Below are 26,730 nucleotides of genomic sequence, written 5' to 3'. Positions count from 1 at the left end.
CTTTCTAAAAAGATTCACCCGCCGCTCGACGGGTGAATCTTTTACTTGCTCATTTTTTCGACGCGACTTTCGGTTTCGCCGCGGGTTTTACCGCGGTTTTTCTCTTTGCTTTTGTCGTCGCGGCAGAACGTTTCGCTGCCGTTTTTCTCGTCGGCTCTTCCTTCACGGCTCGGTTTTCCACGACCGTCGTGACCGTTGCTTGCGAGCTTTCCTCTGCTTTTTTCAGTTGTTTCGCGTCGACTTCACTTTTATTTTTAGACTCTTTGTCTTTGTGCTTTTTTTCTTTCTTGTCTTTTTTATTCTTCTTTTCCTTTTTGTCTTTCTTTTTATCTTTTTTCTTTTTCTTCAGCGCCCATTCCTGAACGCGGTCGCTTTCGTCATCGGGATCGTCGTCCGTTTCGTAATTGTTATCATCGTCATCATCGTCAGCATCGTCTTCATATTCGCCAGGATCTTCGGCATCGTCTTCTCCACCGTCTTCGTCCATATTGCGCTTGGCTTCTTCCCATTCCAGCCAATCCGCATCCCCCGTATAGGAAAACGTTCCGTCGCTTTCGTCATCGTCATCTTCCGCGAGCGCTTCATCGGCTAATTCGTTATACAGAGTGATGATTTCATCAATCCGATCCCCGAGTTCCCGGTACCGTTTCAACCGCAAGCGAATCTGCTCTTCGGCGAATTCATATACCGCCGGTGCATTGGGACCATCCTCCGTCTGATCCATTTCCTGATGCTCACGACGTTGGGCGGAAAGATCTTCGAGCATATCCTGCCCGTCCAAAAGTTCGACACACACTTCGTGCAATAATTCACTTAATGTCAAACGGTATGTGTCTACATCTCTGCGCTGTGTCATAGCTTCCTCCTTTGGCCATTGCCTTACTAACGTATTCGTCGCGCGACGGCAGATTCCTTTTTGCACTTCCTATTTTTCTCTGTGCTATACTTTTACTATACTATAAATATGTAAATATAGTATTTTTTCGACAAGGAGAATAAATATGGACAGCGACCATCCCGGATGGCAAATCGCATTACTGTTAATTTTAATCATTGCGAACGGCGTTTTTTCCGCTACGGAACTCGCCATCGTCAGCGCCAAGAAACCGCGTCTTGCCCAACGCGCGAGCCAAGGTGACAGCGGCGCGAAAGCGGCTCTTAAAATCGCGCAGGACCCGAACCAATTATTTTCGACCATTCAAATCGGCATCACCGCAATCGGCGTCATCACCGGTATGCTCGGCGCGTCGACTTTATCGGAACCGTTGGCCGCCGCGCTCACGCCGGCTCTGGGACAATACGCGCAAGCCATCAGCCTCTTTTTGATCATGGCCGTCGTCACGTTCTTGACGCTGTTGATCGGCGAGCTCGTACCTAAACGCATCGCCATCAACTCTCCGGAAAGCGTAGCCAGTTGGGTCGCGCGCCCGATGAATCTTTTCGCGCGCATCAACCTGCCTTTAGTCTGGTTTCTGACATTTTCCACCTCGGCCGCGTTGAAGCTCCTCGGCATTAAAATCAAAGCGGAGCAACCGGTTACGGAAGAAGAAATTCGTTTTCTGCTTCGCCAGGGCGCCCGTCTCGGCACGTTTGACGCCGACGAACCCGAACTCATTGATCGCGTCTTTCGCTTAAACGATATCCCCGCCGAATACATCATGACGGCGCGACCGCAGCTGGAATGGCTCGATCTAGCCGAAAGTGAAGAAGAACTCGGCGCGCAACTGTTGCGCTCCACGCACACGCGCCTGCCCGTCGGCTATGAATCGCTGGACGATTTTCGCGGCATTGTCCAATTGCGCGATCTCTTGTTATTGCGTCTGCGCCGCCCCGAGATGCGCTGGCACGCGCTCATCGCGCATTGCGTCACGACGCCTCTGTATATTCCCGAAACGCTCACCCTCAATAAAACGCTCGACCTCTTTCGCGCGAAAAATGCGCACGAAGCCATCATTTTAGACGAATACGGTTCGCCGGAAGGCATGGTCACACTGCACGATATTTTGGAAGAAATTTTGGGCGCCATGCCCGGCAGCGTCGCCGAACGTATCGAGGAGCGCAACCGTATCGTCAAACGCACGCCGAACTCATGGCTCGTCGACGGACTGTTGCCGATCGAAGAATTTAAAGAATATTTTCAAATCACCGAAGCGCTTCCCAAAGAGGGCGAAGATTTTTACAAAACGCTCGGCGGTTTCGTTATCTATCTCTTCGGGTATCTCCCCAAAGAAACCGAGATCATCTCGTATCGCAACATGCAGTTTGAGGTCATGGATAACGACAACTACCGAGTCGATAAAATCCTCGTCACCAAAAAGGCGCAAGGCCCCGACGGGGAAATCAAAGAAAGCTAGTTGCGTAATTTCCCCGCACGTTTTATAATGACGGTAGATAAAGGCAGTAACCGCCGCTCGTATCTATAGCAAGATTCTTTTCGGTACGGAACGTAATCGACTATCGGTCAGTGATTTCGAATCGTAGGAAGACGCAGCCTTTTCCGAGCGGCGGTTTTTGATTGCAAAAAATCGGTGAAACGGATAAAGAATAACGTTCACGGATAATCATAACTGCAAGCGGTACACCCTTCCCCTTTACAAATGAAGTAAATAAAAAAGCGACCCGACCGGAGCCTTGCTCCTCGAGTCGCTTTTTTGCATGCCGGCCGCCGCTGCCATTATTTTCTTTTCGCATTCCGGTTGACATATTAATCAGACAAATAAATTTATCAGAATATCAGTCAACTGAATCTCTATCTAATAATTTCTTATATGTAGAATCCATTCCCCATGCTCCCAATGGAGCCGTCACCACAATGGCCATCACCGCTACTGACAAAACAATGTTTCCGCATTCAAGTCCCGCCGCCAGCGGCACCGAACCGACCGCCGCCTGTACGGTAGCCTTCGGAAGATACGCAATCACGCAAAATAATCTTTCTTGCCATGTCAACATCGTTTTTGTCATGCATAGTAAAACGCCACAAGATCTAAAAAGTAGTGCCGTCAGAATCATCAATACGGCCATAATTCCTGCCTCTAATGTATAGCGGATATCTACTGCTGCACCCACTAAAACAAACAGCATTACTTCCGCCGCAAGCCACAGTTTTCCAAATTTTTCAGATAATCGTTTCGATACAAAAACGGTACTTTTCATTTTCAAAACACATGCCATGCTGACAACCGCCAATAAGCCTGATACCGCCACGATACCTTCCAACCAAGTTTCAATAGCAATCAGAAAAAAGGAAAAACCGAGGACGATGATTACTTTCATGCTGTTTCTTACGTAATACTTATGCGCATAAGCGGTTTCAAAAAACAGACACAACAAATAGCCGACCAATGCTCCTAAAACAGCACCAAGAATGATCGAAATCGGCACGTTGAAAAAGTCTGTAATACCGGCGCTCCCACCTTGCGCCATGCCTAGAAATGTGGTAAATAATACAATTACAAAAATACCGTCACAAGAAATACCGGCCATAATCATCTGTGGGATTGCTTTTTTTGTTCCATATTTATTTTCCATGAAATGTACCATTTGGGGCATGACAACCGCCGGCGAAGCAGCGCCTAAAACGGCACCCATAACCGCCGCGTCCATTCTTGTTATCCCAAGCATAACAGGCGCAAGCAAAATATACCCGATAATCTCGAAGGTAGCCGGTATAAAGGAGAGTAAAACAGCCGGCCTCCCCACTTTCTTCAGATCGGCTAAGTCCAAAGATAATCCCGCTTTGAGTAAAATGATGATGAACGCCATTTTTTTCAAATCTGCGGAAATAGAAAGTAATGCAGGATCTAAAAAATCAAAAACAAACGGCCCCAATACCATGCCGGTCATTAACATGCCGATGATTTTAGGAAGTTTGAGTCGTTGACAAATAGCCCCCATGGCTAAGCCAAGAAGAAAAACAAGTGATAATGATGTTAACATGAAAAATTCCCCCTTAAACGCAAAAAGCTGATGCCTTCTGCAACTAAAAGTAATTGTAGAAGTCATCAGCTTAATAAACGGTTTAGGTTACCCAAGGGAGAACTTCATTCCCTTTCATACATCTTTGGAATCGGATGCTATCCATTCCAAGGATGTATCCGACATATGATTGTTTTCGCCTCTTTAGAATACGGTCAGCAAATCTCCCATAGACTAAAAGATTTATAAATCCAATTATTTCATATTATACCATTTTTTCGGTTTATTTTAATAACTTTATTTCATTTATTGCCCTATTCGTATAACAGGCTGACAACATGTAACTGCACTTCACCACTCCGACGAAATGTAGACTTTCAGGCGTACGTACGCTTACAAAAAAAGATCCCATCCTCTATATAGAGGATGGGATCTTTTTATTTACTCTTCTTTCCGATAGACCCATGTGTAAATCGCGGGCAGGAAGAAAAGCGTAAGCAGCGTCGCGATGAGCAGGCCGCCGGAGAAAGCGAAGGCCATCGGTCCCCAGAAGTACGAACGCATCAGCGGAATCATGCCCAAAATCGCGGCGAGCGCGGTAAGCATGATCGGTCGGAAACGCATCATGGCGGCGTTGACGACGGCCTCGTGGAGAGGTTCCCCATCCGCGCGGTGCGTTTCGATCTGATCGAGCAGAATGATCGAGTTACGAATGATCATGCCCGACAGCGCAATGATCCCGAGAATGGCGACGAAACCGAGCGGTTTACGCGTCAATTGCAAGGCGATGATGGAGCCGATCAGACCGAGCGGCGCGGTGACGGCCGCCATGAGCATGAGCCGAATTTTGCCGAGCTGGAACATGAGGACCATGAGAATCACGAAGATCATGACCGGCATGACGACGACAATGGAGTGTACGGACGTGTGACTGCGTTCGACACTGCCGTCATATTCGAGAGAATATCCGGTCGGCAGATTTTCGCGGAAATGCGCAAGCGTTTTCGTGTAGATCCGCTCCGAAACGGTATCGGCCGGCGTATCATCGGCGACATTGGCGCGAATGGTAATGGTCGGCATTAAGTTACGCCGCCAAATCATCGTATTTTCCGTGGTCGGCGTGAGCGTCGCAAATTGACCGAGCGGCACGTAACGGCCGCCGCCGACATGCACGGCAAGGTTCGCCAAATCGCCCAATTGCTGACGTCCCGGCGGCAAACGGAATTTGACCGGTACGAGTTGATCGCCGAGATACGCCGATGATACCTGGTAGCCGGACAATTTGGTGTAAAGATCGGCGGCGACGGCGTAATTATCCGCGCCGAGTTGACGAATCCGGTCCTGATCGATTTTGACTTCGACGGATGGCGTCATCTGCGGCCAATCCATATTGACCAGACTGATTTCTTTATCTTTCTGCATCAATTGCACGACTTCATTGGCGTACTTCTGCAGTTGCTCTGTATCCGGACCGGACAGACGATACATGATCGGATACGGCGCCGGCGGACCGGTTTGAATCAAGCGAATATTGCTGCGGACATCGGGAAAATGATCCGCTAACGTTCGCTCGACATCGGTTTGCAATGAGCGACGCGCGTCGGCGTCTGTCGCGACAATGACCGTCTGCGCGTAGTTGGCGCGCGGCGGCACCGGTTCAAACGGCAAAATAAAGCGCGGCGCGCTTTCGCCGATATAACTGGTAATGGACGAAACGCGATTGTCCCCGTAAAAATGCGCCGTAAACTCGTTGGTCATTTTTTTCGTCGCTGCTTGCGTCGCACCGAGCGGAAGTTCTGTTTCGACAATCAGTTCCGGTCGAACAGACGCGGGGAAAAATTCTTTTTTCAACAACGGATAGGAAATCGCCGCGATCAGAAACGCGGCAATCGTCGCGAGCACAACCGTCTTACGATAGCGCAAAACGGTTTCCAGCGAATTTTTAAATCCGTTCAATAACTTCTTCTGGAACGCGTTCCAACGGGTTTCCTTTTGTTCTTCCGGCGGTGTCACCTTAATCATTCGGTAGCCCAGTACGGGGCTGACGAGTACGGAGGCGAACCAGGAAATTAAAAGCGCGATCGCGGTGACAGAAAAGAGACTCGCCGTGTATTCGGCGACAATCCCTTTGGCAAGACCGATCGGGATAAACGCGGCGGCGGTAATCAGCGTACCGGAAAGCATCGGAAACGCCGTGATTTCATAGGCCGCAGTCGCCGCGTGCAACCGATCCACGCCTTCTTCCAATTTGCGCTGCATCATTTCCACGACGATGATCGCGTCATCGACCAACAGACCGAGAGAAATGATCAGCGCGCCTAAGGATACGACCTGCAAATCGATCGCAAAGTAATGCATGACGATGAAAGTAGCCGCGACAACGACCGGAATACACAGCGCTACGACCGCGCCGGAGCGCCATCCCAACGCGAGGAAGCTGACCACCAACACAATCACGATCGCCTCGGCAAGCGCCCGTGTAAATTCATTGATCGCGCCGGTGACGACTTCCGGCTGGTTGGTGACCTGACCGATCTCCAAGCCTACCGGCAAATCATTTTTATACTGCGCAATCGTCTCCGTCAGCTCATCGCCGAGATTCAAAACGTTGCCGCCCGGCGCCATGGAAATCGCAATCCCGACAGACTCTTTGCCGTTGAACATCATGACCGGATTTTGCGGATCGGCATATGCCTGCTTGACGGTCGCGATATCACCGAGACGAATGGAACGCTCGCCCATGTGAATGGACAAATTTTGAATGGCTTCCGCGGAATCCAAAAGTCCCGTAATGCGCAAAGCGACATTATGCGAACCGGTGCGCACAGAACCGGCCGGCAACAATGTGCCCTGCTGCTGCAACATTTGGAAAACCATGCGCGGATCAATACCGAGCTGCGCGAGTTTCGCTTCTTCCATTTCGATATAAATCGTCTGTTCTTGGACACCGATCAGTTTTACTTTTTGCACTTCGGGAATGGTCAATAGCTGACGGCGCAAAGTTTCCGCGTATTCCCGTTTCTCCTCGTAGGAAAAATCATCCCCGGTGAGCGCGTAAATCGAGCCGTAAACATCATCAAACCGATCATTCATGAACGGACCGACGACACCTTTCGGGAGCTCACGCCAAACGTCATTGGTGAGATTGCGCACATCGGTCCAGGTCGGCCGCACGCTTTCTTTGGGAAGATCTTCGCGCAACCAAACGTAAATGACCGTAGTATCTCCGTTGGTGAAGCTTTTAATATAGTCCAGCCCCGGGGTATCCTGCAATTTCTGCTCGATCTTATCGGTGACCTGTTCGTTCATCTGCTCGGCGGTCGCGCCCGGCCAAGCCGCGGCGATCGTCATCGAACGAATCGAAAAATCGGGATCTTCCCGCCGACCCAAGTCAAAGAAACTCACGATGCCGGCGATTAAGATCGAAACGATAAAAAAGTAAACGATGGGGCGGTGTTTGACCGCCCATCGCGCTAAGTTAAATGATTTCATATCCGGACCGCTTGCCCTTCCGTCAGATTTTGCGCACCGGCCACAACGACCCGATCCCCTTTATTGAGGCCGGAGGTAATTTCCACCTGATCGCCTCGGTACGCCCCTGTCGTTACGTTGACAAGAGTGACTTTCTCATCCCGCACGACCCAAACGGCCGGCGTTTTGGATTGCGGCGCAAGCGCGCTCAAAGGTACCAGTATCTGCTCGCCGGACGCGCCCGTGAAATGCACTTCGGCGGTGCTGCCGAGCGCCAATTGCGCCGGCGGATCGCTGAGCGTCAATTTCGCATCATAGGTTCCCGTTTTCGGATTCGGCGCCGGTGAAACTTCGCGCATCACCGCCGTCGATTTTTGGTCCGGCAACGCCCAGAATGTCACTTCGGCGGAGCTGCCCACCGGATAATCGGAAATATTTTTTTCCGTAAGGGAAATTTGCACATCCAAACTGCTGTTATCGACGATCGCCACGACCGGCATACCCGCGCTGACGACCTGACCGATTTCCGCCATGATCATGCCGACAACACCGTCACGATCCGCCCGCAAAGTGGCAAACGACGCCTGATTTTGCGCCCGATATAAAGCAGCCTGCGCCTGATCGTGCTGCGCTTGTGCCAATTGCTGTTTGCTGCGAACTTCGTCAATTTTCAACGCCGAAATCGCGTCTTGCGCATAGAGAGTTTCCATACGCGCGAGTGTTTTATTCGCGAGTTCCAATTGCGCGGCGGCGGCGTCGACCTGTCCCTGCGCCGCGTCGACTTGCGCTTCCACATCATTCGCGTCTAACGAAAATAAGGGATCGCCCGTTTGGACACGATCGCCGGACTGCACGAATTTATGCACGATTTTCCCCGGGATTTGAAATCCTAAAGGAGATTCCGTACGACCGTGCACCGTGCCGGAGAACGAATTTTCCGCCGCGGTTTCCGTCGCGCCGATAACCATCGTTTTGACCAATGGCGGCTGCACTTCGGCTGTCGAACTTTTGCCGCATCCCCACACCGCCAAACATAATACCGTCAACATTAACCATTGCCACCAATGCTTCATTATGCTGCCTCCATCTATCGTCTTTTTTCCACGGCGATTTTTTGTTTAGATATATTATATCAACCAGCCCTGTAAATGGCTAATTATTATCTCTTTCGCTTTTATTGTTTAATTTTTTATAAAATAAAAACGACCCCTCTCGGGATCGCTTCTATTTTCATTCAATCGTCAACTTCTTCGCCGCTTTGCGCGAGCAATTCGTCGTCATGCGGATCCAAATTAACCTCTTCCAGCGGGATTAATTTCGTTTTGTATTTCATTTTGTACCAAAAATGCACGGCGAGGAATACCGGAATGCCGACGTACGCGACACTGGCGCCGTACCAGTCAATTTTCGGACCGGTAAAAGCGCTATAGTTTTGCCCCGCCATAACAACCAGGCACAAGACCAGCGCGAAGATCGGGCCGAACGGATACAGCGATGCTTTATACGGTAAATCATTCAAATCGTAACCCTGGCGAATATACGCGCGGCGGAAACGATAGTGGCAAATCGCGATACCGACCCAGGTGATGAAGCCCGCCATACCGCTAATATTGATCAGCCAATTGTACGTTACACCGTCACCGATGAAGCTCGTCAGGAATGCCACAATACCGAACGCGGCCGTCGCAAACAATGCATTGGTCGGAATACCGCGCTGATTGACTTTCAGGAACATTTTCGGCGCTTTACCTTCCGCGGCCAAAGCGTACAACATACGGGTCGATACATACACGCCCGAGTTGCCTGCCGAAAGTACCGCTGTCAAAATAACCGCATTTAAAATACCTGCCGCAGCCGGTAAACCGAAACGTTCAAAGACGAGCGTAAACGGACTGATGGAAATATTTTCTACCGAACTGTTTAAAAGGTTGGGATCCGTGTACGGAATCAGAAAACCGATGACCGTAAACGAACCGAGATAAAACAGCAAAATACGCCAAAAAATATTGTTGACCGCTTTCGGTACGTTTTCTTTCGGATTTTCCGATTCGCCCGCCGCGACACCGATCATTTCCGTGCCCTGGAACGAAAAACCGGCGATCATGAAAATCCCGAGAACGGCCGCCCAGCCGCCGACAAACGGCGCCTCTCCGACCGTCCAGTTCGTAAATCCGGGCGATTCGGCGCCGATGCCGAAAATCAACAATGCACCGACAAAGAGAAAGACGATAACGGTCATGACTTTCACGCCGGCAAAAATAAATTCACTTTCACCGAATAAGCGCGTCGACATATAGTTTAAGCCGAAGATCAGGACAAAAAATAACGCGCTCCAGACAATGGACGGTGTATCGGGAAACCAATATTTCATAATCAGGGCACTGGCGACCAGTTCCGCCGCCAATGTAATGGCCCAGTTGAACCAGTAGTTCCAACCGAGCGCAAATCCGAATGCTTCATCCACAAACCGTGCGGCGTATGTTCCGAATGAACCGGAAACCGGCATGTAAGTCGCCATTTCCCCCAAGCTCGTCATCAAGAAATACACCATGATACCGATGAGTGAATATGCGAGCAGCGCACCGCCCGGACCCGCTTGGGAAACTGATTCCCCGCCGGCCACGAAGAGACCGGTACCGATGGCGCCGCCAATGGCGATCATGTTCATATGACGTGCTTTCAGACTGCGTTTCAATTTCGGTGCATTCTCTTCTCCCGGAAGATAGCCGTCTGTCAAATGAGGTTCCGCCATCTGTCATCACCTTCTTTTCATTTTTTTATTAGGTCAATTATAGCATTAGAGTCTGAAAATGCAAGCCAAAATACTTTTTTTCCGTAAAGATTCCTTTTGGTTATTATTTTTCTCTGCAGTTCAGTGTTTTTTCTCTTGTTTCCATCGATTTTGACAGGAGTTTAATGACGTAATATACGTATATGGTAGTCGTTTCTTATTATCGTGCTTTTTATGTCTATATATGGTACTAATCCATTTTTAATCGCTTTTATTTCTCTTGCGGCGAGGATATTTTGTCATATATCAATGAATCCATCTGAATCACGCGCGCAAGTTTACCTGAAAAATCGCATAAAAAAACGGCCGAAGCCGTTTTTTACAGATCGAGGTTGGTAACATTTTTAGCGTTTTCCTGAATGAAACGACGGCGCGGTTCCACTTTGTCGCCCATCAGTACGGTGAAAATCCGATCCGCCGCCATGGCATCATCCATACCGACCTGCAACAGCGTGCGATACTGCGGATTCATCGTCGTATCCCAAAGTTGTTCGGAGTCCATTTCACCGAGACCTTTGTAACGCTGCACGGTGATATTTTCCCGGCCGACCTCATCCAGTTTTTGCGCCAATTCTTCGTCACTGTACATGTACCATTTGCTGCGTCCTTTGCGCAATTGATACAGCGGCGGCTGCGCGATATAAATGTGCCCCTCTTCCAGTAACGGGGTAAGGTAGCGGTAGAAGAATGTCAACAGCAAGGTACGAATATGCGCGCCGTCGACATCGGCATCCGTCATGATGATAATTTTATAGTAACGCAATTTACTGAGATCAAATTCCGGTCCGATACCGGTACCGAACGCGGTGATCATCGAGCGGATTTCTTCATTATTCAAAATGCGATCCAGGCGCGCTTTTTCGACGTTCAAAATTTTACCGCGCAAGGGCAAAATCGCTTGGAAACGACGATCACGGCCGGATTTCGCAGAGCCGCCCGCGCTGTCACCTTCGACGAGGTAAATTTCCGTCATTTCCGGATTGCGTTCGGAGCAGTCGGCAAGTTTACCTGGCAAGCTTGAAACTTCGAGCGCGTTTTTACGGCGCGTCAATTCGCGTGCTTTGCGGGCCGCCTCGCGAGCGCGGCTGGCCAGCAGCGCCTTTTCAATAATTTTTTTGCCGTCGGCGGGATGTTCTTCCAGGTAAACGCGCAGGCCTTCCGAAATCAACGTATCGGCAATCCCTTTAACTTCGCTGTTGCCGAGCTTCGTTTTCGTCTGCCCTTCGAACTGCGGATTGGGGACTTTCACGCTGATAACGGCGGTTAACCCTTCGCGCACATCGTCACCGGAAAGATTTTCTTCATTTTCTTTAATCAGACCCGAACGCCGCGCATAATCGTTAATGGTGCGCGTCAACGCGGCGCGAAAGCCGGATAAATGCGTACCGCCTTCAATAGTATTAATATTATTGGCGAACGAGTAGACATTTTCACTGAAACCGTCATTGTACTGCATGGCGATTTCGATAAAAATGCCGTCGCGATCCCCTTCAAAGTCAATCACATTCGGATGAATCGTCGATTTATTCGTATTTAAATATTTGACGAAGGATTTCAGACCGCCTTCGTAATGGTAGCTTTCGGAATACTTTTCATCGTCGCGTTCGTCCGTTAACGTAATGCGCAATCCTTTATTTAAGAACGCGAGTTCGCGGAAACGCGACGCGAGCGTGTCGAATGAAAATTCCACGCCTTCTTTGAAAATTTCTTTGTCCGGCAAAAAAGTAACTTTGGTACCGGTGGTTTCGACATTTCCGTAAGAACGCAACGGTTCGCTGATATGACCGCGGGCGAAAACGATTTCATGTATTTTACCGTCACGCTGCACTTGTACGTCCATTTTTTCGGACAAGGCGTTGACGACAGATACGCCGACGCCGTGCAAACCGCCGGAGATCGTGTAGCCGCCGCCGCCGAATTTACCGCCGGCGTGGAGCACCGTCAACACGACTTCGATCGCGGGACGACCGGTTTTATGCATGTCGACAGGAATGCCGCGGCCGTCATCGACCACGGTCACGCTGTTATCCGGATGAATCGTGACTTCAATATGAGTACAGAAACCGGCCAACGCTTCGTCGATGGAGTTATCTACCACTTCATACACCAAATGGTGCAGACCGCGCGACGAAGTATCACCGATGTACATCCCCGGACGTTTGCGAACGGCCTCCAACCCTTCCAGGACTTGAATATCCTGCGCGCCGTAGCCGGCTTTACGAGTATTTGCTGCCATAGTTTCCTCTTTTCAAAAATTTATTCTAATATATACAGTATACTATAAATAATTTGAAAAATACACTTATTTTATCAAAATAAGCCCATTATGGGCTTATTTTGATTTTTATATGGGGTAAGTGTCAATACGAATAAAATCCGCTTATTTTTTATTTTACGTCATTTATCTTCCGCTTTACGCGCAAACTTCGCCAAGAGATTATGGACATGATCTTCCGTCAGTTCCCGTGGTTCGATACCGGTGAGTAAACTCGCGAGCATGACCTGCTCCGCCGCCGTTTCCACACGATGATAGATATGATCGAGCGTGCGATAGATTAAGTATTGCCGCGCCTGCGCATACATGCTCTCACTCGTCCCCACCGCCGCGATGACATCCCGATACGACGCGGCCGGATGTTTTTTCAGATAGCGGGTGACGGCATGACGTTCTTGCGCTTGCGCGCGCAACTTACACATTTCACAAATACCGTCGACGGCATCCGTCAACTGTTGGCAGATCGTGCACGGTACAAAACCCGCTTCCCGTCGCGCCAATTCCAACGCCAGCTGCCGTTCGCGCAAATGAATCAGCGATTGTTGCAAGGTCGGATCCGATACCGCCGCAAAAAACGCAGCTACTTCTTCTTTCTGCGCCGCGGTCAATGCGGGAATATGCTCCTGCTCCCGTTTTTCCGCCGCTTTCTTTGGCGTCTGTTGCGCGCGGCGGCCGGTGCGAAATTTCAGATCCGTGATGGTGTATTCGGGAAAACGGGCGGCCAATTTTTTGACAATTTTTTCCCGCTGGATAAAAAGCTCATTCAGCCAGACGGAATTATCCGCGAGCACCGTGACCGTCGCGCCCTCATACTGCCCGATAAATGATTTTTTGGCCAGTATTTTGCCGACGACTTCGGACCAGCTTTCCTGCAATCGGTACAACCGCATTTGCGGTTGCTCTTTCCATTGCTCCGTCCAGGCGGCGAGCGCCTGTTGTAAAGGACTTAAATTATGCGCCATGGGATTTCTCCAAACACCGTATATCGACCGGTTCCGGTAAACGATTCGGCCGATACGCGGCGGTCATAATCAATTGCAACTGACGGTCGGCGGTCCAGCGTAACAATTCCTGTTGCCGTTCCTCATCGAGTTCGCTGAGAACATCATCCAGCAACAATACGGGTAATTCGCCAACATGTTCTTTTAAATACGTGGTCTCGGATAATTTTAACGCCAAAATGGCGAGCCGCTGCTCGCCTTGCGATCCGTACGCGGCGAGATTTTTATCGTCATGGTAAAACACCACATCGGCGCGATGCGGTCCGATGGAGGTAAAACCGCTTCGCAAATCACGTTCCAGCGTTTCTTTATATAAATGCAAATATGCCGCTTTGGAAATTTCCTCGCCTTTTGTATACGAACGCGAGTATTCCAAATGCACGTTCAGATCCCCGGCCGACCAGGTTTGCGAAGTCGGTTCGACCAGCCTGTTCCACTCCTCCAGCGCCTGCATTCTCGCGCGGGTAATATAGACGGCCTGCGTTGCCAGCTGCTCATCCCACGGTGTCAAATCCGCCGCCCGCTGCGCTTTCAGCAGTTGATTGCGTTGCGCTAAAATCCGATTATAGCGCAGTAAGGCATCATAATAGAGCGAGCTCGCCCGCGCCAAACTCAAATCCAAAAAACGACGGCGTCCCTGCGGACTGCCTTTAATCAGTTGTAAATCATCCGGTCCGAAATAAACGGTGTGCAATGTTCCGACCAATTCTTTTTGGCGAACCGGCGTCGCGTTGATCCACATTTCTTTGCGTTTATTTTTATATAGATTGATTTGGATTTTTTGCGCTACTTCATGGCGCGTAAAATCGACCCGAACGGCGGCGCTCTCCGCGCTGTGGCGAATCATCAGCCGATCATGACTCGTGCGCGGCGATTTTCCCACGGAAGCCAAGTACATCGCTTCCAAAAGATTCGTTTTGCCGCAACCGTTCGGGCCGTAAAGCAATGTCGTCGGAGCGGCAAGCGTCAGCGAATATTCCGCATAGCTGCGAAAATCCGTCACCGCAACGGTGGCGATTTTCATGCTTCGGACACAACCGTAAAGCTGCCTTGATCGGGCACATCGACGCGATCATTGACGGTAATTTTTTTGCGAACTACGGTGCAAGATTCGCCATTGACCCAAACTTCACCGCTGCGGATCAATAGTTTCGCCTCCGCCCCCGAACCGACCACTCCGGCCAGCTTCAACAGTTCATTTAACGCAATGAAAGGCGTATGAATCGTAATTTCCCGCATCTTAATGCCCTCGCATCGGCGTGACCACATACCGGTAATCCGGATCGTTTTCCTGTTCCACAAGCATCGGTCCGTTTTGCAGGATATGTAGGGTAATTTTATCGCCGGTCGAACGTTTTAAAATGTCGAGCAGGTAGAAACAGTTGAACACGATTTCCAATGCTTCTCCCTCATAGTTCACCGATAATGTTTCTTCCGTGCTTCCCACTTCGGCGCTCGTCGCGCTGATTTCCACACTGTCGTCGCCCCATTTTAAAGTGACGGTTTTATACGCCATGTTGCGCGAAATTAACGCCGCGCGTTCCAATGCCGCGGTAAATTCGCGCCGATCGATAACCGCCTTCGCATCAAAACGTGCCGGGAATACGCGTTCATAATCCGGGAATTCACCCGCAATCAAATTAGACATAAAGTATACGCCCGCAAATTCGAACGCGACATAATCACGGTGCCAGGAAATCGCCACATCGACCGGTTCATTTGTCGGTAACAAACGCACCACATCGGCGAGCACGCGTTCCGGGATCACCAGCCGGACCGGCTGCGCCAACGCATCCGCCAGCGCTACTTCCCGCAATGCCAAACGATGCGTATCGGTAGCGACCATGCGCGCCGCCCGCTCCCCCGCCTCCAGCAAAATACCGCTGAAAATCGGACGTTGATTGTCGCCCGCCACAGCAAATTGCGTCAGACTGTACATATCGCGCAGCTGGTCGCTCGGCAACGTGAATTGTTGCGGATGATCCAATTCATCCAAATGAGGAAATTCGCCGGCGACGCCGGTTACCATTTCATTTTCACTGCGTCCCGCGCGAATCAATAATGTGGATGCGCCGGTTTGACTTTGGATTTCCACCGTACCCGCCGGCAGTTTTTTAATCAATTCCGGCAAATACGCGGCCAATACGACCGTTTCACCGGGCTCAGTGACTGTCGCTGGCGTGCGGACCCGCACACTGACCTGGTAATCCGTCGCCTGTATTTCCAAGATATTGTCGGCAGCGCTCAATAAAATTCCCGCGTACGCATTGTTACCGACTTTCGGTGCAGCGGCACGGCTTACTTGATCCAATGCCGTTTGTAAAGCTTGTGTGGGTAACGATAATTGCATGATGGCCTCCTTACGATGGCGATGTTTTGATTGTTTACAGTTAAATAATAGCAGTAGTAGTAGACGCGGTGGAAAAGTGGATAAGATGGACAGATCTTATAAATCTTATTCGCATCCATGTGAATAAAGTGGTGGATAAAAGCAAAAATTTCGCTCCTTATCCCTTATGTATGTCCGTTAAGTGGATAACATCAATGGTTATCCACATCCTCTTCGCCCTTCATCCGCTGGTTATCCGCCGGTCAGAAATTGCCGGATCTGTTGCATATCTTCCTGCAGTTTGATATTGGTCTGCAGTTCTTTATAAATTTTGTCATAGGCGTGCATGACGGTTGTGTGATCATTTTTGTTGAACGCCGCCGCGATTTCTTTGAAGGATAAATCCAACATTTCACGGCAGAGAAACATGGCAATTTGCCGCGGGAAAACGATATTTTTCGGACGTGTTTTGCCGACCAGTTTATCGCGGCGAATTTTATAAAAGCTCGCGACTTCGTTGATGATGACATCCGGATTTAAAATAATGCGTCGTTCCGCGGGCAGGATATCGGCCAGCTGCTGCTGGGCCCACTCGACGGTAATCGGCTCCGGCGACAGTGACTGTAATGTGGCGATGCGATTAAACACGCCCCCCAGTTCCCGAAAGTCTTCGGTAAAATTTTCCGCGAGAAAGGATACGACTTCGGTCGGAATCGAAATGTCCGCCGCGGCCGCTTTTTTCTGTAAATAGGCGCTGCGGATTTCAAAGTCCGGCGGTTGAATTTCGACGACCAGACCCATGCGGAAACGCGAGATCAGTCGCTGCTCGACTTTTTCCATATTTTCCGGCAGCCGGTCGCAGGTCATGACGATTTGTTTCTTGCTGTTCAGCAGTTCGTTGAACGTATGAAAAAATTCCAACTGCGTGCCGTCTTTTTTGCCGAAAAATTGCACGTCATCAATGAGCAGATAATCAACGGAACGGTATTTTTCCCGGAAGGCGCGGTTATGTTCCACGCCTTTTTGCGTCAGCGCGGAAATAAAATCATTGGTAAAATCTTCGCTTGTGAGAAATAAAAATTTCTTTTCCGGCGTGTGGGCGCGGACATAGTTGCAAATGGCGTGCATTAAGTGCGTCTTGCCGAGGCCCGAGGGACCGTAGATGAACAACGGGTTTTGGTACTGCGCCGGCTGTTGCGCGACGGCGAATGCCGCGCTGCGCGCCAAGGTATTGGAATTGGAAACGATGAAATTGTCAAAGGTGCAAGAGGGATCGATGGGAATCGAACGCTTGCCGAAGTTACGTTCATTTTCCGACACGGCGGCTACTTGTGTGTCTTGTGTGGCAGCGGTCGAAGCAGCGATCGGTAAAGTGGTCTGCTCGACGGACGGTGTCGGTCGGGTGAAAATCGGCACCGGAGGTTCGGGCAATGTAGAAGTTTCCGTGGAATTTGTCGACGGCAACGGCGATGTCGGTACGTCCGTCGCTTGGGGCAAGGTGATTTGCAATGTGAGCGGCCGCGCCGCCACTTCGTTGACAGTCGCCTGCAAATCGCTCAAGAGATTTTGTTCCAGCCAAATTTTTAAAAACGGTTTACTCACCTGTGCCGTCAATGTGTCTTCCGTTAATGTCAGAGGCAAGACATGCGACATGAGCCAGTTCAGCATCTCCGGGGAAATCCGTTCGCCGAGCCGGGCAAGTACGGTTTCCCAAAAATCAAAAATATCGGTCATAACATTCTCCGTGAAATTGGTGAAAATGGTGGAAATAAAAGGAAAAGTATTATAAAACAAGGGTTCAACACTGTGGACAATGAGGATAAGTTGGTGGACAACTCCGTGTAAATGTGTCTTTATTTTAGCAGATATCCACCGATTTTAAAATAGCGCACACAAAAACCGGCCGGAAAGTTTCCGACCGGTTTTTTATCGACTAGACAGTTGTCGGTGTTTTTTTCACGAATTTCACATAGCAGAGCGCCAGAATGAAACCGATGACCGCAAATGATACCCAGCCCAAACCGTAATCAAATAACGGTAAATTCGTTGCCATCCAGTTCGTAAGGGCCGGCATTTCAAAACCTGCGGTACGCAACCCGTCATAGAGCGCGGGAACCAATGTAAAGAGTTGCGTAATGAGGTAGCCCGCCTGACGATTGTCAAAAAGCGGTGCCAAAAACGTCAGCGCCATCATGACCATTGTCAGCGGATACAGGAACATCAGCACCGGAATCGCGGCGGAAATGATCGTCGACAAACCGAACATACCGATGACCGCGGAGAATACGGAGAAAATACATACCCACACACGATACGAAAGCGCCGGTACCAATTCGTTGAAATACGTCGAGCAGGACGTAATCAAACCGATGCTTGTCGTCAGACACGCCAAGACGACGATGATAGCCAAAATGAATGCGCCCGGATCGCCAAAGTAAAATTGCGTCGAAAGCGAGAGGACCGGCGCGCCTGTTTCCTGCATGCCGATGCCGGTGACGCTGGTCGCCCCGATGTTGCCGATAAAGACGTAGACAACGCCCAGGCAGATTGCGGCAATCAAGCCGGCTTTAAACGTAGCCGCCGCGATATCGCGTTCAAATTCCGCGCCGTACTGTTTGACGGATTTAACGATGATGATGCCGAAGACTAAGGATGCCAACGCATCCATCGTGTTGTAACCGTCCAAGAAGCCCTGCGCAAACGCCAGACCGGAGGTCGCGTACAGCTTCGTCGGAGCCTGCATCGGCCCGATCGGCGAAATCAGAGATTTCACGATCAGTATGCCGAGGAATAAAAGTAAGAGCGGCGTCAATACTTTACCGATACGCGAAACGAGTTTGGCCGGTGAAATGGAGAACCACCACGAAAGACCGAAGAACACGGCGAGAAAAATCGACAATTCCAAATTGCCCGTGGCGGCGCCCAAAAACGGTTTAATGCCGATTTCATACGACACCGTTCCCGTACGCGGGATGGCGAAAAACGGTCCGATCGTCAGGTACAATAAAATCGTAAATAAAAGACCGAAAATCGGATGGACACGCGATGCGAGCTCCTGCAGGTCACGACTGCCGGAGTAGCCGATAGCCATGACGCCCAACAGGGGCAGACCGACGCCGGTAAACAAAAAGCCCAAAATCGCTTCCGGAAAATTCAAACCGGCATTTTGTCCCAGAGAGGCCGGGAAAATCAAGTTTCCCGCTCCGAAAAATAATGCAAATAACATGAGGCCTATGGATACATAGGCAGAACGAGAAATAGTCCGTCCTCGCATTTTTCATCACCCCTTAAAAGATATTTCACTAATTATAACACAGGCTGACAACACTTCAAGCAGAAAATAAAGAAAAATAAAAATTTTACTGAAAAACCTTTTTATATACATTGAAAAACAAAGCATTTTTTGACAATGACAAGCCTTTTGATTGACAGCGACAAACTTTTTCAATATAATTACTTTGTTATGGTATGAACTGATTCACCTAATGCTAGAAGGAGGTGCAGACATGAAACGGACGTATCAACCGAATGTGCTTTGGCGCAAACGTACCCACGGTTTTCGGGAACGTATGAAAACTAAAGGCGGCCGCATGGTCTTGAAAAGAAGAAGATTGAAAGGCAGAAAAAAATTATCCGCCTAAGCGAGAGGCGATACAAAGAACTTGGCCTCGGCCAAGTTCTTTGTATACATAAGGGACGGTTGTCATGCACGAATTGAAAAAAGCAGATCGAATTACGCAGGGCTATGAGTACCGGCGTGTCTATCAGCACGGTCGTGCCGTGATTGCCAATCGTCTGGTACTGTATGTGCTGCCGCGACAGGGCGAACCCACACGGGTCGGCTTTGTCACCGGCAAAAAGGTAGGCAATGCGGTCGCCCGAAACCGTGCGCGCCGTTTGCTTCGTGAAGCGTATCGCCTGCATCGGCCGCAGCTGAAGCCGGGTTATCACTTGGTTTTGGTGGGACGCAAGCGGTTGGCGCAAGCGTCATACGCGGAAGCGGAGCGGGATTTATTATATGTGCTCAGAAGGGCGAAACTTTTGCAATGTTGACGCGTATCTTAATCGGTATGATCGACTTTTACCGTCGCTTTCTTTCACCGTTGAAACCGCCGACATGTCGGTTTTATCCGACGTGCAGCAGTTATGCCCGCGAAGCGATACTGCGCTTCGGACCCCGGCGGGGAAGTTGGCTGGCGTTGCGACGCCTGCTGAAGTGTCATCCCTTGCATCCGGGAGGCTATGATCCCGTGCCGCCTGCCCGCGCATCCTTAAAGGAGGAACCGAGTGAGTATATTCAGTGACGCCATTGATTTCTTAGCGTCGATTATGCAACATTTTTTATCGTTTTGCTACGAATTGACGCAGATGGCGGGATTCCCGAGTTACGGGATCGCAATTATTGTAATGACGATTCTGATTCGCGTGCTGCTTTTGCCGCTGGCGATTAAGCAGATCCGCTCGATGAAGAGCATGCAGGAAATGCAGCCGCGCATTCAGGAGATTCAAAAGAAATATAAAGGGGATCCGCAACGGATTCAAATGGAAATGACGAAGATGTATCAGGAGCTGGGCGTCAATCCGTTGTCGGGGTGCCTGCCGATGCTGATTCAGATGCCGTTTTTGATTTCGATTTTCTACGCGTTGCGCAGTTACCAATACGATCCCGAACATATCAGCTTTTTATGGCTGCCGAGCCTGGGCGCGACCGATCCGTTCTATATTTTACCGGTTTTGTCCGCGCTGTCGACGTTCATCATGCAAAAGCAAACGATGAGCAGCAACAATCCGGCGGGTTCTATGGCGGCGCAGCAACAAAAAATCATGCTGGTCTTTATGCCGCTTTTCATCGGCTACATCAGTTTGAGTTTTCCGAGCGGTCTGGTTATTTATTGGGTCGTTTCCAACTTATTCCAGATGGCGCAACAGTTTATCATGTTTCGTGAAAAGCCGAAGGGAGCAGGTGCCAAATGAGCCATCCAATCGAGTTTACGGGCAAAACCGTGGAAGAAGCTACCGCGAAAGCGTTAGCAGAGCTGCAAGTCGCGCGCGGTGAAGTGAATGTAGATGTACTGTCGGAGGGGTCAAAGGGTATCTTCGGTATCGGCGCTAAAGAGGCGCGCATCCTGGTTACCAAATTGTATGGTGAGCTGACGGAATCGGAAGTCGATGAAGAGATCGCGAAAGCGGATTATATCGTACCGCGCGAAGAATTGACGGAAGCGTCGGAGCGTCAGGCTCAAATGTCCGCAGGTCTCGAAGCCGCCACGGGTATCGAAGTGCAAAACGAAGAGCCGGTCATCGAAACGTCGGCGACCGTCGCAGAGGAGCCGCAAGCAGCGGAAGAGAAAGCCGGAGCGGATGCAGCGGAGAACGACGATGCGGCCGCCGAGGCGGTGACAAATCATCGCCCTCAAAGCGCATTTTCGGCGGATGAACAGGCGGAAACGGCGCAGCGCGCTAAAGCCTTTTTACAATCCGTCACCGATGCGATGGGCCTCGATGTGATGATCGAAAAACGTCTTACGACGGAACGGATTTTATTACAATTACACGGCCGCGGGTTAGGCGTTTTGATCGGTAAACACGGCAAAACGTTGGACTCGTTGCAGTATCTGACCAATTTAGCGGCCAATCAGAGCGGTCGCGGTCGGTATTTCGTCATGCTCGACGTGGAAGATTACCGCGAACGTCGGCAGGCGACTCTGGAATCGCTGGCCATTCGCATGGCGAACCGCGTCAAACGCAGCCAACGCCCCTTGGTGTTGGAGCCGATGAATGCGTATGAACGCAAAATCATTCATCTGACATTGCAGGACGATCCGGACGTCTACACGAAGAGTGAGGGCGAACTGGATAATCGCCACTTGGTGATTCACTACAAGCAGTAAACGCATTACAGACCGGGGCGATCCCGGTCTTTCTTTTTCTAAGGAGAATTATGTATAACGAAGATACCATTGCCGCGATCGCAACGCCGTTCGGCACGGGCGGAATCGGTATTATCCGGATCAGCGGGCCGGAGGCGCTGGCGCTCGCCGCGCGCGTTTTTCGGCCGTACACGCCGCTCGACTGGAGTCAGGCGCGCGGTTTTCGGGCGCATTACGGTCATATCGTAGCGGACGGACAAACGATGGACGAAGGCATTTTGCTCGTCATGCGCGCGCCGCGTTCGTATACGGGTGAAGATGTCGTGGAGTTGCAACTGCACGGCGGGATGTTGGTGTTGCAGCGCAGCTTGCAGCTTTGTCTCCAAGCGGGCGCGCGCTTGGCGGAACGCGGTGAATTTACCGAACGCGCCTTTTTGAACGGGCGTATTGATTTGACGCAGGCGGAAGCGGTGGATGATATTATTACCGCGAAGAGCGAAGTCGGCTTAGGCGTGGCGGTCGGCCAACTGACGGGGAAGCTTTCCCGCTGGGTGGAAGCGACCGGCGCGGCGGTGACCGAACTCGTGGCTTCGTTGGAAGCGGTCATTGATTATCCTGAAGAGGATTTGGCGGAACTGACGCCGGCAGAAATTGATACGAAGCTGACCGCGATCATCATCGAATTGGAAGCGATGATCGCCCGCGCGGCGGCGGGAAAAGTTTGGAAAGAGGGCTTAAAAACCGTTATCGCGGGTTTACCCAATGCGGGCAAATCAAGCCTTTTGAATCAATTGCTGGCGGAAGAGCGCGCGATTGTGACGGATATTCCCGGCACGACACGCGACACGATTACGGAATCGGCACTGATTCACGGCATTCCGCTGGTGCTTGTGGACACGGCGGGCATTCGTGAAGCGAGCGACCAAATTGAACAAATGGGAATTGCGCGTACGCACCGCGAACTCGCGCAGGCGGATTTGATTCTCGCCGTGCTGGATGCATCGCAGCCGCTGACGGCGGAAACGCGCGCATGGCTTGCGACCTTGCAAAACAAAGCGGCGATTTTACTTTTAAATAAAACGGATTTGCCTTTGCGGGCGGATCTTGCCGAGGTGAAGGCGCTCACCGGCGCTATCCCGCAGGTAGCGATCGCGGCGCGTACGGGCACCGGTATGGACGAGCTCGGCAACGCGTTGGCGACCTATGTCGAGCAACACCGGCTGCAAGCCGGCGCGGACAGTGTCCTTTTGACGAACGTGCGCCAGGAGGATTTAGCGCGTCGGGCGCTCGCTTCCTTGCGTTCCGCGCAGCAGGGTCTGCATGAAGGTTTGATGGAAGATTTGATTACGGAAGATTTACGGGCGGCCTGGGACGCGTTGGGCGCGATCGTCGGGCGGAACCCGGAGGCAAGTATTACCGATGAAATTTTCCGACGTTTTTGCGTCGGCAAGTAAGGGGAAGAACATGTACGAAGTAGCAAGTTACGACGTGATCGTAATCGGCGCCGGCCATGCGGGCTGTGAAGCGGGCCTTGCCGCGGCGCGTTTGGGCGCGCGCACATTATTGTGCACGATCAGTTTGGAAAATATCGCGATGATGCCGTGCAATCCGGCGATCGGCGGTCCGGGTAAGAGCCAGCTCGTACGGGAGCTGGACGCGTTGGGCGGACAGATGGGGATAGTCGCCGATGAAACGGCGATTCAGATGCGCATGCTCAACCGGGGCAAAGGTCCGGCCGTCCATGCATTGCGCGCGCAAAATGATAAAAACGCGTACCATCGCCGCATGAAACAAATCGTTGAAAACGAACCGCGTCTGGACGTCAAGCAATTAATGGTAACAGATCTTCTGGTGGAGGACGGTCGCGTAACCGGCATTAAAACGGAGCTGGATGAAGCGTATCGCGCAAAAGCGGTTGTCTTGGCGACAGGGACGTATTTACAAGGTGAAATCCTGATCGGAACGCATAAGTACAGCGGCGGTCCGAACGGCTACCGCGCGAGTTTGCAACTTGCCGATTCATTGCGAGAGCATGGCGTCGAACTGCGTCGTTTCAAAACGGGCACGCCGAGCCGAGTCGATCTGCGTACGCTGTCACTTGAACGCATGGAACGTCAGGACGGCGACAGGGATTTTCACACATTTTCCTTTTTATCCGAACGCAAAGACCGCAACGCGACTTGTTGCTGGTTGACTTATACCAATGCGGAAACGCATGCGATTATTCGCGCCAACTTAGAGCGAGCTCCTTTATATGCGGGGCTGGTGCACGGCGTCGGCGCGCGCTATTGTCCTTCGATTGAAGATAAAGTGGTGCGCTTTGCGGATAAAGAACGGCATCAACTTTTCATCGAGCCGGAAGGTTTGGAAACGAACGAAATGTATGTCCAGGGCATGTCGACATCGCTGCCGATGGACGTGCAGTATGCTTTTTTGCGTACGATTCCCGGCTTGGAGCATGTCGAAATCATGCGTCCGGCGTACGCGATTGAATATGAATGCCTGGACCCGTTGCAGCTGACGGCGGGCTTGCGTTATAAAAAATGCGACGGACTTTTTTCCGCCGGCCAGGCCAACGGAACATCGGGTTATGAAGAAGCCGCGGCGCAGGGTTTCATCGCCGGCATTAACGCGGCGCATTATGTACTCGGTAAAGAACCGTTTACGCTGACGCGCGCGCAAGCCTACATCGGCACGCTGATTGACGACTTGGTGACGAAGGGTACGAATGAACCGTATCGCATGATGACGAGCCGCAGTGAATATCGTCTGTTATTGCGACAAGACAATGCGGATTTGCGTTTAACGCCGCTCGGGCGTACACTCGGTTTAGTAAGTGACGAGCGTTGGGCGCGGTATGAAGCGAAACGCGCCGCAGTGGAAGAAGGGCATCGAAAGTTGAGCGAAACGATGCTTACACCGACAGCGGAAACGAATGCCTATCTCACGAGTTTGGGAAGCGCCGCGCTGAAAACCGGCACGACCGCCGCGCAATTATTGCGGCGACCGGAGATTTCGTACAGGGATATCGCGCATTTACTCGGGTGGGACGATCCGGGCATTGATGTACGGGAAGAGCTGTCTGTTTCGACCAAGTACGAAGGTTATATTACAAAACAGCAGGAACGCATTCGCCGCCAACAGAAAATGGAAACAACGCAACTCGCGGACGATTTGCCGTACGATACGTTGCGCGGCATTTCGATCGAAGCGCGGCAAAAGTTGCAGCAGATCAAGCCGGCCACATTAGGTCAGGCTTCGCGTGTTTCCGGCGTTTCGCCGGCGGATATTACCGTGTTGATGATTTATTTGGAGCAACAACGGCGCCAGGGAGTCAACTATGATGCTTGAAACGGCAACGCTCAGCTCGGAACAAATAGCAGCGGCGGCAAAGTCGCTGGGAATCGCCTTGACGCCGGAACAAAGTCAGGCATATGCGGCGTATTATACGGCGGTAATCGAGCAAAATCGTGTGATGAACTTGACTTCTATCACCGAACCGCAGGAATTTTTGGCGAAGCATTATATTGATTCGTGGCTGGGCTATGATCCCGCGTATTTTCCGGCGCGCTCACGCGCGCTTGACCTCGGTACGGGCGGCGGCTTTCCGGGCATCCCGCTGGCGATTCTTACGCCGGATGTCGAGTGGACGCTGCTTGATTCCGTCGGCAAGAAGCTGCGCTTTGTCGCTGACGCCGCGCAAACAATCGACCTTGTGAATGTGCAGATTCTCCATGAGCGCGCCGAATTTGCCGGGCAGGCGAAAGAATATCGCGAACAGTTTGCGGTGGTGACGTCGCGGGCCGTCGCCGATTTGCGCGTGCTCTGCGAATGGGCGTTGCCTTTTGTCGCCCGAGGCGGCTATTTTTTGGCCTGGAAAGGGCCGAAGGGCGCGGAGGAAGCGAGCGCTGCGCAACGTGCCATTCGGGAGCTTGGCGGTACGTTGTGCGAAGTGCGCAAACTGCAGCGTGGCGAATGGTTTGATGAGCGCGTGCTCTGCATTATTCAAAAAGTACAGGCAACGCCGAAACGTTTTCCGCGCGCGCCGGGCAAAGCAGCGAAGCAACCTTTATAATATAAGTGACAATAATTGAGATTAGAGTGAGGAGGAAGGCCCATGGACGTCAAACGGTATCTCGTGCATCATAAAGACAAGTTGGATTTGAAAAATATTCCGACGGCTCCCCCGAAAGAAGCGGATAAACAGACGGTAAAAGAAGAACTGTTTCCGGAAGTGTTGGAAAAACTGAAGGTTTACCAGGAACGGCTTTATGCAGAAAATAAACATGGCATTATCGTCGTTTTGCAAGCGATGGATGCGGCGGGTAAAGACGGTCTCATCAAGCATGTCTACACCGTTCTTAATCCGCAAGGCGTACGGGTCGCCACCTTTAAACAGCCGTCGAGCGAAGAGTTGGATCGCGACTATCTCTGGCGCGTCAATCGGGCTTTACCGCGGCGCGGCGAAATCGGCATTTTCAATCGCTCCCATTATGAAGACGTCATCGTTACGCGCGTTCATAATTTATTGAAAGATCAAAACTTTCCGGGCAGCGATGTCGAAATCGACAAGGAGTTTTGGCAGGAACGCTTTCGCCAAATCAATGATTGGGAGCGTTACTTGCATGAAAACGGCTACTTTATGCTGAAATTTTTCTTACACGTTTCGAAAGAAGAGCAGGCGGAGCGGCTGATTGATCGAATCAAACGGCCGGAAAAAAATTGGAAATTTTCCATGGCCGATATCAATGAACGCAAGTATTGGAACAATTATCAGCATGTGTATGCGGATATGATTCAGGCTACGTCAACGAAGTATGCGCCCTGGTATATCTTGCCGGCGGATAAGAAATGGTACACACGTTACTTGGCGGCGCAGGCGACTTTACAGCTGTTGAAACAATTAGATCCGCAATTCCCGGCACTATCCGGCGCGGAAAAGGAACATTTGGAGCACTGGCAAAAAGTCTTGGCGAAAGACAAAAACATGACCCTGGAAGATTTATTCGGATAAAAAAGACCGTCCGCGGACGGTCTTTTTTTATGCGGGCGGAAGAAAAAACAAATCGACTTTT

22 protein-coding genes and 1 riboswitch are annotated in these 26,730 nt (G+C 51.0%); of the genes, 10 read left to right on the top strand and 12 right to left on the bottom strand.

Annotated elements, in window-relative coordinates; translation table 11 throughout:
- Positions 1-49: 49 nt before the first annotated feature.
- Entirely contained in the window at positions 50-856 is an 807-nt protein-coding gene (locus HNR45_RS04360; protein ID WP_159822794.1) for a hypothetical protein, read from the bottom strand.
- Between the two features lie 145 nt (positions 857-1,001).
- Between HNR45_RS04360 and HNR45_RS04355 the strand changes: the two genes are divergently transcribed.
- On the top strand, positions 1,002-2,354 hold the full coding sequence (locus HNR45_RS04355; protein ID WP_159822792.1) for a hemolysin family protein: 1,353 nt from the start codon (positions 1,002-1,004) through the stop codon (positions 2,352-2,354).
- Between the two features lie 379 nt (positions 2,355-2,733).
- Here the strand turns inward: HNR45_RS04355 and HNR45_RS04350 are convergent, their stop codons facing one another.
- From HNR45_RS04350 to brnQ, 11 genes are all read right to left on the bottom strand, one after another.
- Entirely contained in the window at positions 2,734-3,939 is a 1,206-nt protein-coding gene (locus tag HNR45_RS04350; protein WP_159822790.1) for a cation:proton antiporter, read from the bottom strand.
- Between the two features lie 49 nt (positions 3,940-3,988).
- A riboswitch (Fluoride riboswitch) is annotated at positions 3,989-4,060 on the bottom strand.
- 299 nt (positions 4,061-4,359) lie between these two features.
- Positions 4,360-7,410: an efflux RND transporter permease subunit gene (locus HNR45_RS04345; RefSeq protein WP_159822788.1), complete on the bottom strand. Its 3,051-nt coding sequence runs from the start codon at positions 7,408-7,410 to the stop codon at positions 4,360-4,362.
- Positions 7,407-8,462 carry an efflux RND transporter periplasmic adaptor subunit gene (locus HNR45_RS04340; RefSeq protein WP_159822786.1) on the bottom strand — a complete coding sequence of 352 codons (1,056 nt, stop codon included), beginning with the start codon at positions 8,460-8,462 and terminating at the stop codon, positions 7,407-7,409. The genes HNR45_RS04345 and HNR45_RS04340 overlap by 4 nt, the downstream gene beginning before the upstream one ends.
- A 161-nt stretch (positions 8,463-8,623) precedes the next feature.
- A complete protein-coding gene (locus HNR45_RS04335; RefSeq protein WP_159822784.1) occupies positions 8,624-10,141 on the bottom strand; it encodes an amino acid permease in 1,518 nt (505 codons plus the stop codon).
- A 358-nt stretch (positions 10,142-10,499) separates the two neighbouring features.
- A complete protein-coding gene (gene gyrB, locus HNR45_RS04330; RefSeq protein ID WP_034437162.1) occupies positions 10,500-12,416 on the bottom strand; it encodes a DNA topoisomerase (ATP-hydrolyzing) subunit B in 1,917 nt (638 codons plus the stop codon).
- Between the two features lie 161 nt (positions 12,417-12,577).
- Positions 12,578-13,417: a DciA family protein gene (locus tag HNR45_RS04325; protein ID WP_159822782.1), complete on the bottom strand. Its 840-nt coding sequence runs from the start codon at positions 13,415-13,417 to the stop codon at positions 12,578-12,580.
- The gene (gene recF / locus HNR45_RS04320; protein ID WP_159822780.1) at positions 13,407-14,480 is read right to left on the bottom strand and encodes a DNA replication/repair protein RecF; all 1,074 of its coding nucleotides are present in this window, start codon (positions 14,478-14,480) and stop codon (positions 13,407-13,409) included. The genes HNR45_RS04325 and recF overlap by 11 nt, the downstream gene beginning before the upstream one ends.
- Positions 14,477-14,695: an RNA-binding S4 domain-containing protein gene (locus HNR45_RS04315; protein WP_159822778.1), complete on the bottom strand. Its 219-nt coding sequence runs from the start codon at positions 14,693-14,695 to the stop codon at positions 14,477-14,479. Before HNR45_RS04315 ends, recF begins: the two co-directional genes overlap by 4 nt.
- Before the next feature lies 1 nt (position 14,696).
- Positions 14,697-15,806, bottom strand: coding sequence for a DNA polymerase III subunit beta (gene dnaN / locus HNR45_RS04310; protein ID WP_159822776.1), 1,110 nt, complete (start codon positions 15,804-15,806; stop codon positions 14,697-14,699).
- Positions 15,807-16,037: 231 nt separating this feature from the next.
- Positions 16,038-17,519, bottom strand: a complete 1,482-nt coding sequence (gene dnaA, locus HNR45_RS04305) for a chromosomal replication initiator protein DnaA (RefSeq protein ID WP_159822774.1) — start codon at positions 17,517-17,519, stop codon at positions 16,038-16,040.
- Between the two features lie 199 nt (positions 17,520-17,718).
- On the bottom strand, positions 17,719-19,059 hold the full coding sequence (brnQ, locus tag HNR45_RS04300; protein ID WP_159822772.1) for a branched-chain amino acid transport system II carrier protein: 1,341 nt from the start codon (positions 19,057-19,059) through the stop codon (positions 17,719-17,721).
- 232 nt (positions 19,060-19,291) lie between these two features.
- On the opposite strand from brnQ, the gene rpmH reads away from it, so the two are divergent.
- The 9 genes from rpmH to HNR45_RS04255 all read left to right on the top strand — a co-directional run bounded on the left by rpmH (position 19,292) and on the right by HNR45_RS04255 (position 26,669).
- A complete protein-coding gene (gene rpmH, locus HNR45_RS04295; protein ID WP_034437160.1) occupies positions 19,292-19,426 on the top strand; it encodes a 50S ribosomal protein L34 in 135 nt (44 codons plus the stop codon).
- 64 nt (positions 19,427-19,490) lie between these two features.
- Complete coding sequence (gene rnpA / locus HNR45_RS04290) at positions 19,491-19,838, top strand: ribonuclease P protein component (RefSeq protein WP_024048374.1); 348 nt, start codon at positions 19,491-19,493, stop codon at positions 19,836-19,838.
- Positions 19,832-20,089 carry a membrane protein insertion efficiency factor YidD gene (yidD, locus tag HNR45_RS04285; RefSeq protein ID WP_200841498.1) on the top strand — a complete coding sequence of 86 codons (258 nt, stop codon included), beginning with the start codon at positions 19,832-19,834 and terminating at the stop codon, positions 20,087-20,089. The genes rnpA and yidD overlap by 7 nt, the downstream gene beginning before the upstream one ends.
- A 25-nt stretch (positions 20,090-20,114) precedes the next feature.
- Positions 20,115-20,759 carry a YidC/Oxa1 family membrane protein insertase gene (locus HNR45_RS04280; protein WP_081944116.1) on the top strand — a complete coding sequence of 215 codons (645 nt, stop codon included), beginning with the start codon at positions 20,115-20,117 and terminating at the stop codon, positions 20,757-20,759.
- A complete protein-coding gene (jag, locus tag HNR45_RS04275; protein ID WP_159822770.1) occupies positions 20,756-21,676 on the top strand; it encodes an RNA-binding cell elongation regulator Jag/EloR in 921 nt (306 codons plus the stop codon). Before HNR45_RS04280 ends, jag begins: the two co-directional genes overlap by 4 nt.
- Before the next feature lie 50 nt (positions 21,677-21,726).
- Complete coding sequence (mnmE, locus tag HNR45_RS04270; RefSeq protein WP_159822768.1) at positions 21,727-23,109, top strand: tRNA uridine-5-carboxymethylaminomethyl(34) synthesis GTPase MnmE; 1,383 nt, start codon at positions 21,727-21,729, stop codon at positions 23,107-23,109.
- Between the two features lie 10 nt (positions 23,110-23,119).
- Positions 23,120-25,006 carry a tRNA uridine-5-carboxymethylaminomethyl(34) synthesis enzyme MnmG gene (mnmG, locus tag HNR45_RS04265; protein ID WP_159822766.1) on the top strand — a complete coding sequence of 629 codons (1,887 nt, stop codon included), beginning with the start codon at positions 23,120-23,122 and terminating at the stop codon, positions 25,004-25,006.
- Complete coding sequence (gene rsmG / locus HNR45_RS04260; protein WP_159822764.1) at positions 24,996-25,730, top strand: 16S rRNA (guanine(527)-N(7))-methyltransferase RsmG; 735 nt, start codon at positions 24,996-24,998, stop codon at positions 25,728-25,730. The genes mnmG and rsmG overlap by 11 nt, the downstream gene beginning before the upstream one ends.
- Before the next feature lie 42 nt (positions 25,731-25,772).
- The gene (locus tag HNR45_RS04255; RefSeq protein ID WP_159822762.1) at positions 25,773-26,669 is read left to right on the top strand and encodes a PPK2 family polyphosphate kinase; all 897 of its coding nucleotides are present in this window, start codon (positions 25,773-25,775) and stop codon (positions 26,667-26,669) included.
- Positions 26,670-26,730: the final 61 nt, after the last annotated feature.

It is taken from the genome of Negativicoccus succinicivorans (genome assembly GCF_014207605.1).
Classification (GTDB): Bacteria; Bacillota; Negativicutes; order Veillonellales; family Negativicoccaceae; genus Negativicoccus; species Negativicoccus succinicivorans.
The sequence above is the reverse complement of the archived record's forward strand: the minus strand, read 5'-3'. Positions and strand labels throughout refer to the sequence as shown.

Coding starts and splice junctions, on each gene's coding strand:
- HNR45_RS04350 (WP_159822790.1), bottom strand. CDS start 3,939: ATGTTAACATCATTATCACTTGTTTTTCTTCTTGGCTTAGCCATGGGG.
- HNR45_RS04345 (WP_159822788.1), bottom strand. CDS start 7,410: ATGAAATCATTTAACTTAGCGCGATGGGCGGTCAAACACCGCCCCATC.
- HNR45_RS04360 (WP_159822794.1), bottom strand. CDS start 856: ATGACACAGCGCAGAGATGTAGACACATACCGTTTGACATTAAGTGAA.
- HNR45_RS04340 (WP_159822786.1), bottom strand. CDS start 8,462: ATGAAGCATTGGTGGCAATGGTTAATGTTGACGGTATTATGTTTGGCG.
- HNR45_RS04255 (WP_159822762.1), top strand. CDS start 25,773: ATGGACGTCAAACGGTATCTCGTGCATCATAAAGACAAGTTGGATTTG.
- HNR45_RS04335 (WP_159822784.1), bottom strand. CDS start 10,141: ATGGCGGAACCTCATTTGACAGACGGCTATCTTCCGGGAGAAGAGAAT.
- mnmG (WP_159822766.1), top strand. CDS start 23,120: ATGTACGAAGTAGCAAGTTACGACGTGATCGTAATCGGCGCCGGCCAT.
- rsmG (WP_159822764.1), top strand. CDS start 24,996: ATGATGCTTGAAACGGCAACGCTCAGCTCGGAACAAATAGCAGCGGCG.
- dnaA (WP_159822774.1), bottom strand. CDS start 17,519: ATGACCGATATTTTTGATTTTTGGGAAACCGTACTTGCCCGGCTCGGC.
- rnpA (WP_024048374.1), top strand. CDS start 19,491: ATGCACGAATTGAAAAAAGCAGATCGAATTACGCAGGGCTATGAGTAC.
- brnQ (WP_159822772.1), bottom strand. CDS start 19,059: ATGCGAGGACGGACTATTTCTCGTTCTGCCTATGTATCCATAGGCCTC.
- rpmH (WP_034437160.1), top strand. CDS start 19,292: ATGAAACGGACGTATCAACCGAATGTGCTTTGGCGCAAACGTACCCAC.
- jag (WP_159822770.1), top strand. CDS start 20,756: ATGAGCCATCCAATCGAGTTTACGGGCAAAACCGTGGAAGAAGCTACC.
- HNR45_RS04280 (WP_081944116.1), top strand. CDS start 20,115: ATGCAACATTTTTTATCGTTTTGCTACGAATTGACGCAGATGGCGGGA.
- HNR45_RS04315 (WP_159822778.1), bottom strand. CDS start 14,695: ATGCGGGAAATTACGATTCATACGCCTTTCATTGCGTTAAATGAACTG.
- mnmE (WP_159822768.1), top strand. CDS start 21,727: ATGTATAACGAAGATACCATTGCCGCGATCGCAACGCCGTTCGGCACG.
- yidD (WP_200841498.1), top strand. CDS start 19,832: ATGTTGACGCGTATCTTAATCGGTATGATCGACTTTTACCGTCGCTTT.
- dnaN (WP_159822776.1), bottom strand. CDS start 15,806: ATGCAATTATCGTTACCCACACAAGCTTTACAAACGGCATTGGATCAA.
- HNR45_RS04355 (WP_159822792.1), top strand. CDS start 1,002: ATGGACAGCGACCATCCCGGATGGCAAATCGCATTACTGTTAATTTTA.
- HNR45_RS04325 (WP_159822782.1), bottom strand. CDS start 13,417: ATGGCGCATAATTTAAGTCCTTTACAACAGGCGCTCGCCGCCTGGACG.
- recF (WP_159822780.1), bottom strand. CDS start 14,480: ATGAAAATCGCCACCGTTGCGGTGACGGATTTTCGCAGCTATGCGGAA.
- gyrB (WP_034437162.1), bottom strand. CDS start 12,416: ATGGCAGCAAATACTCGTAAAGCCGGCTACGGCGCGCAGGATATTCAA.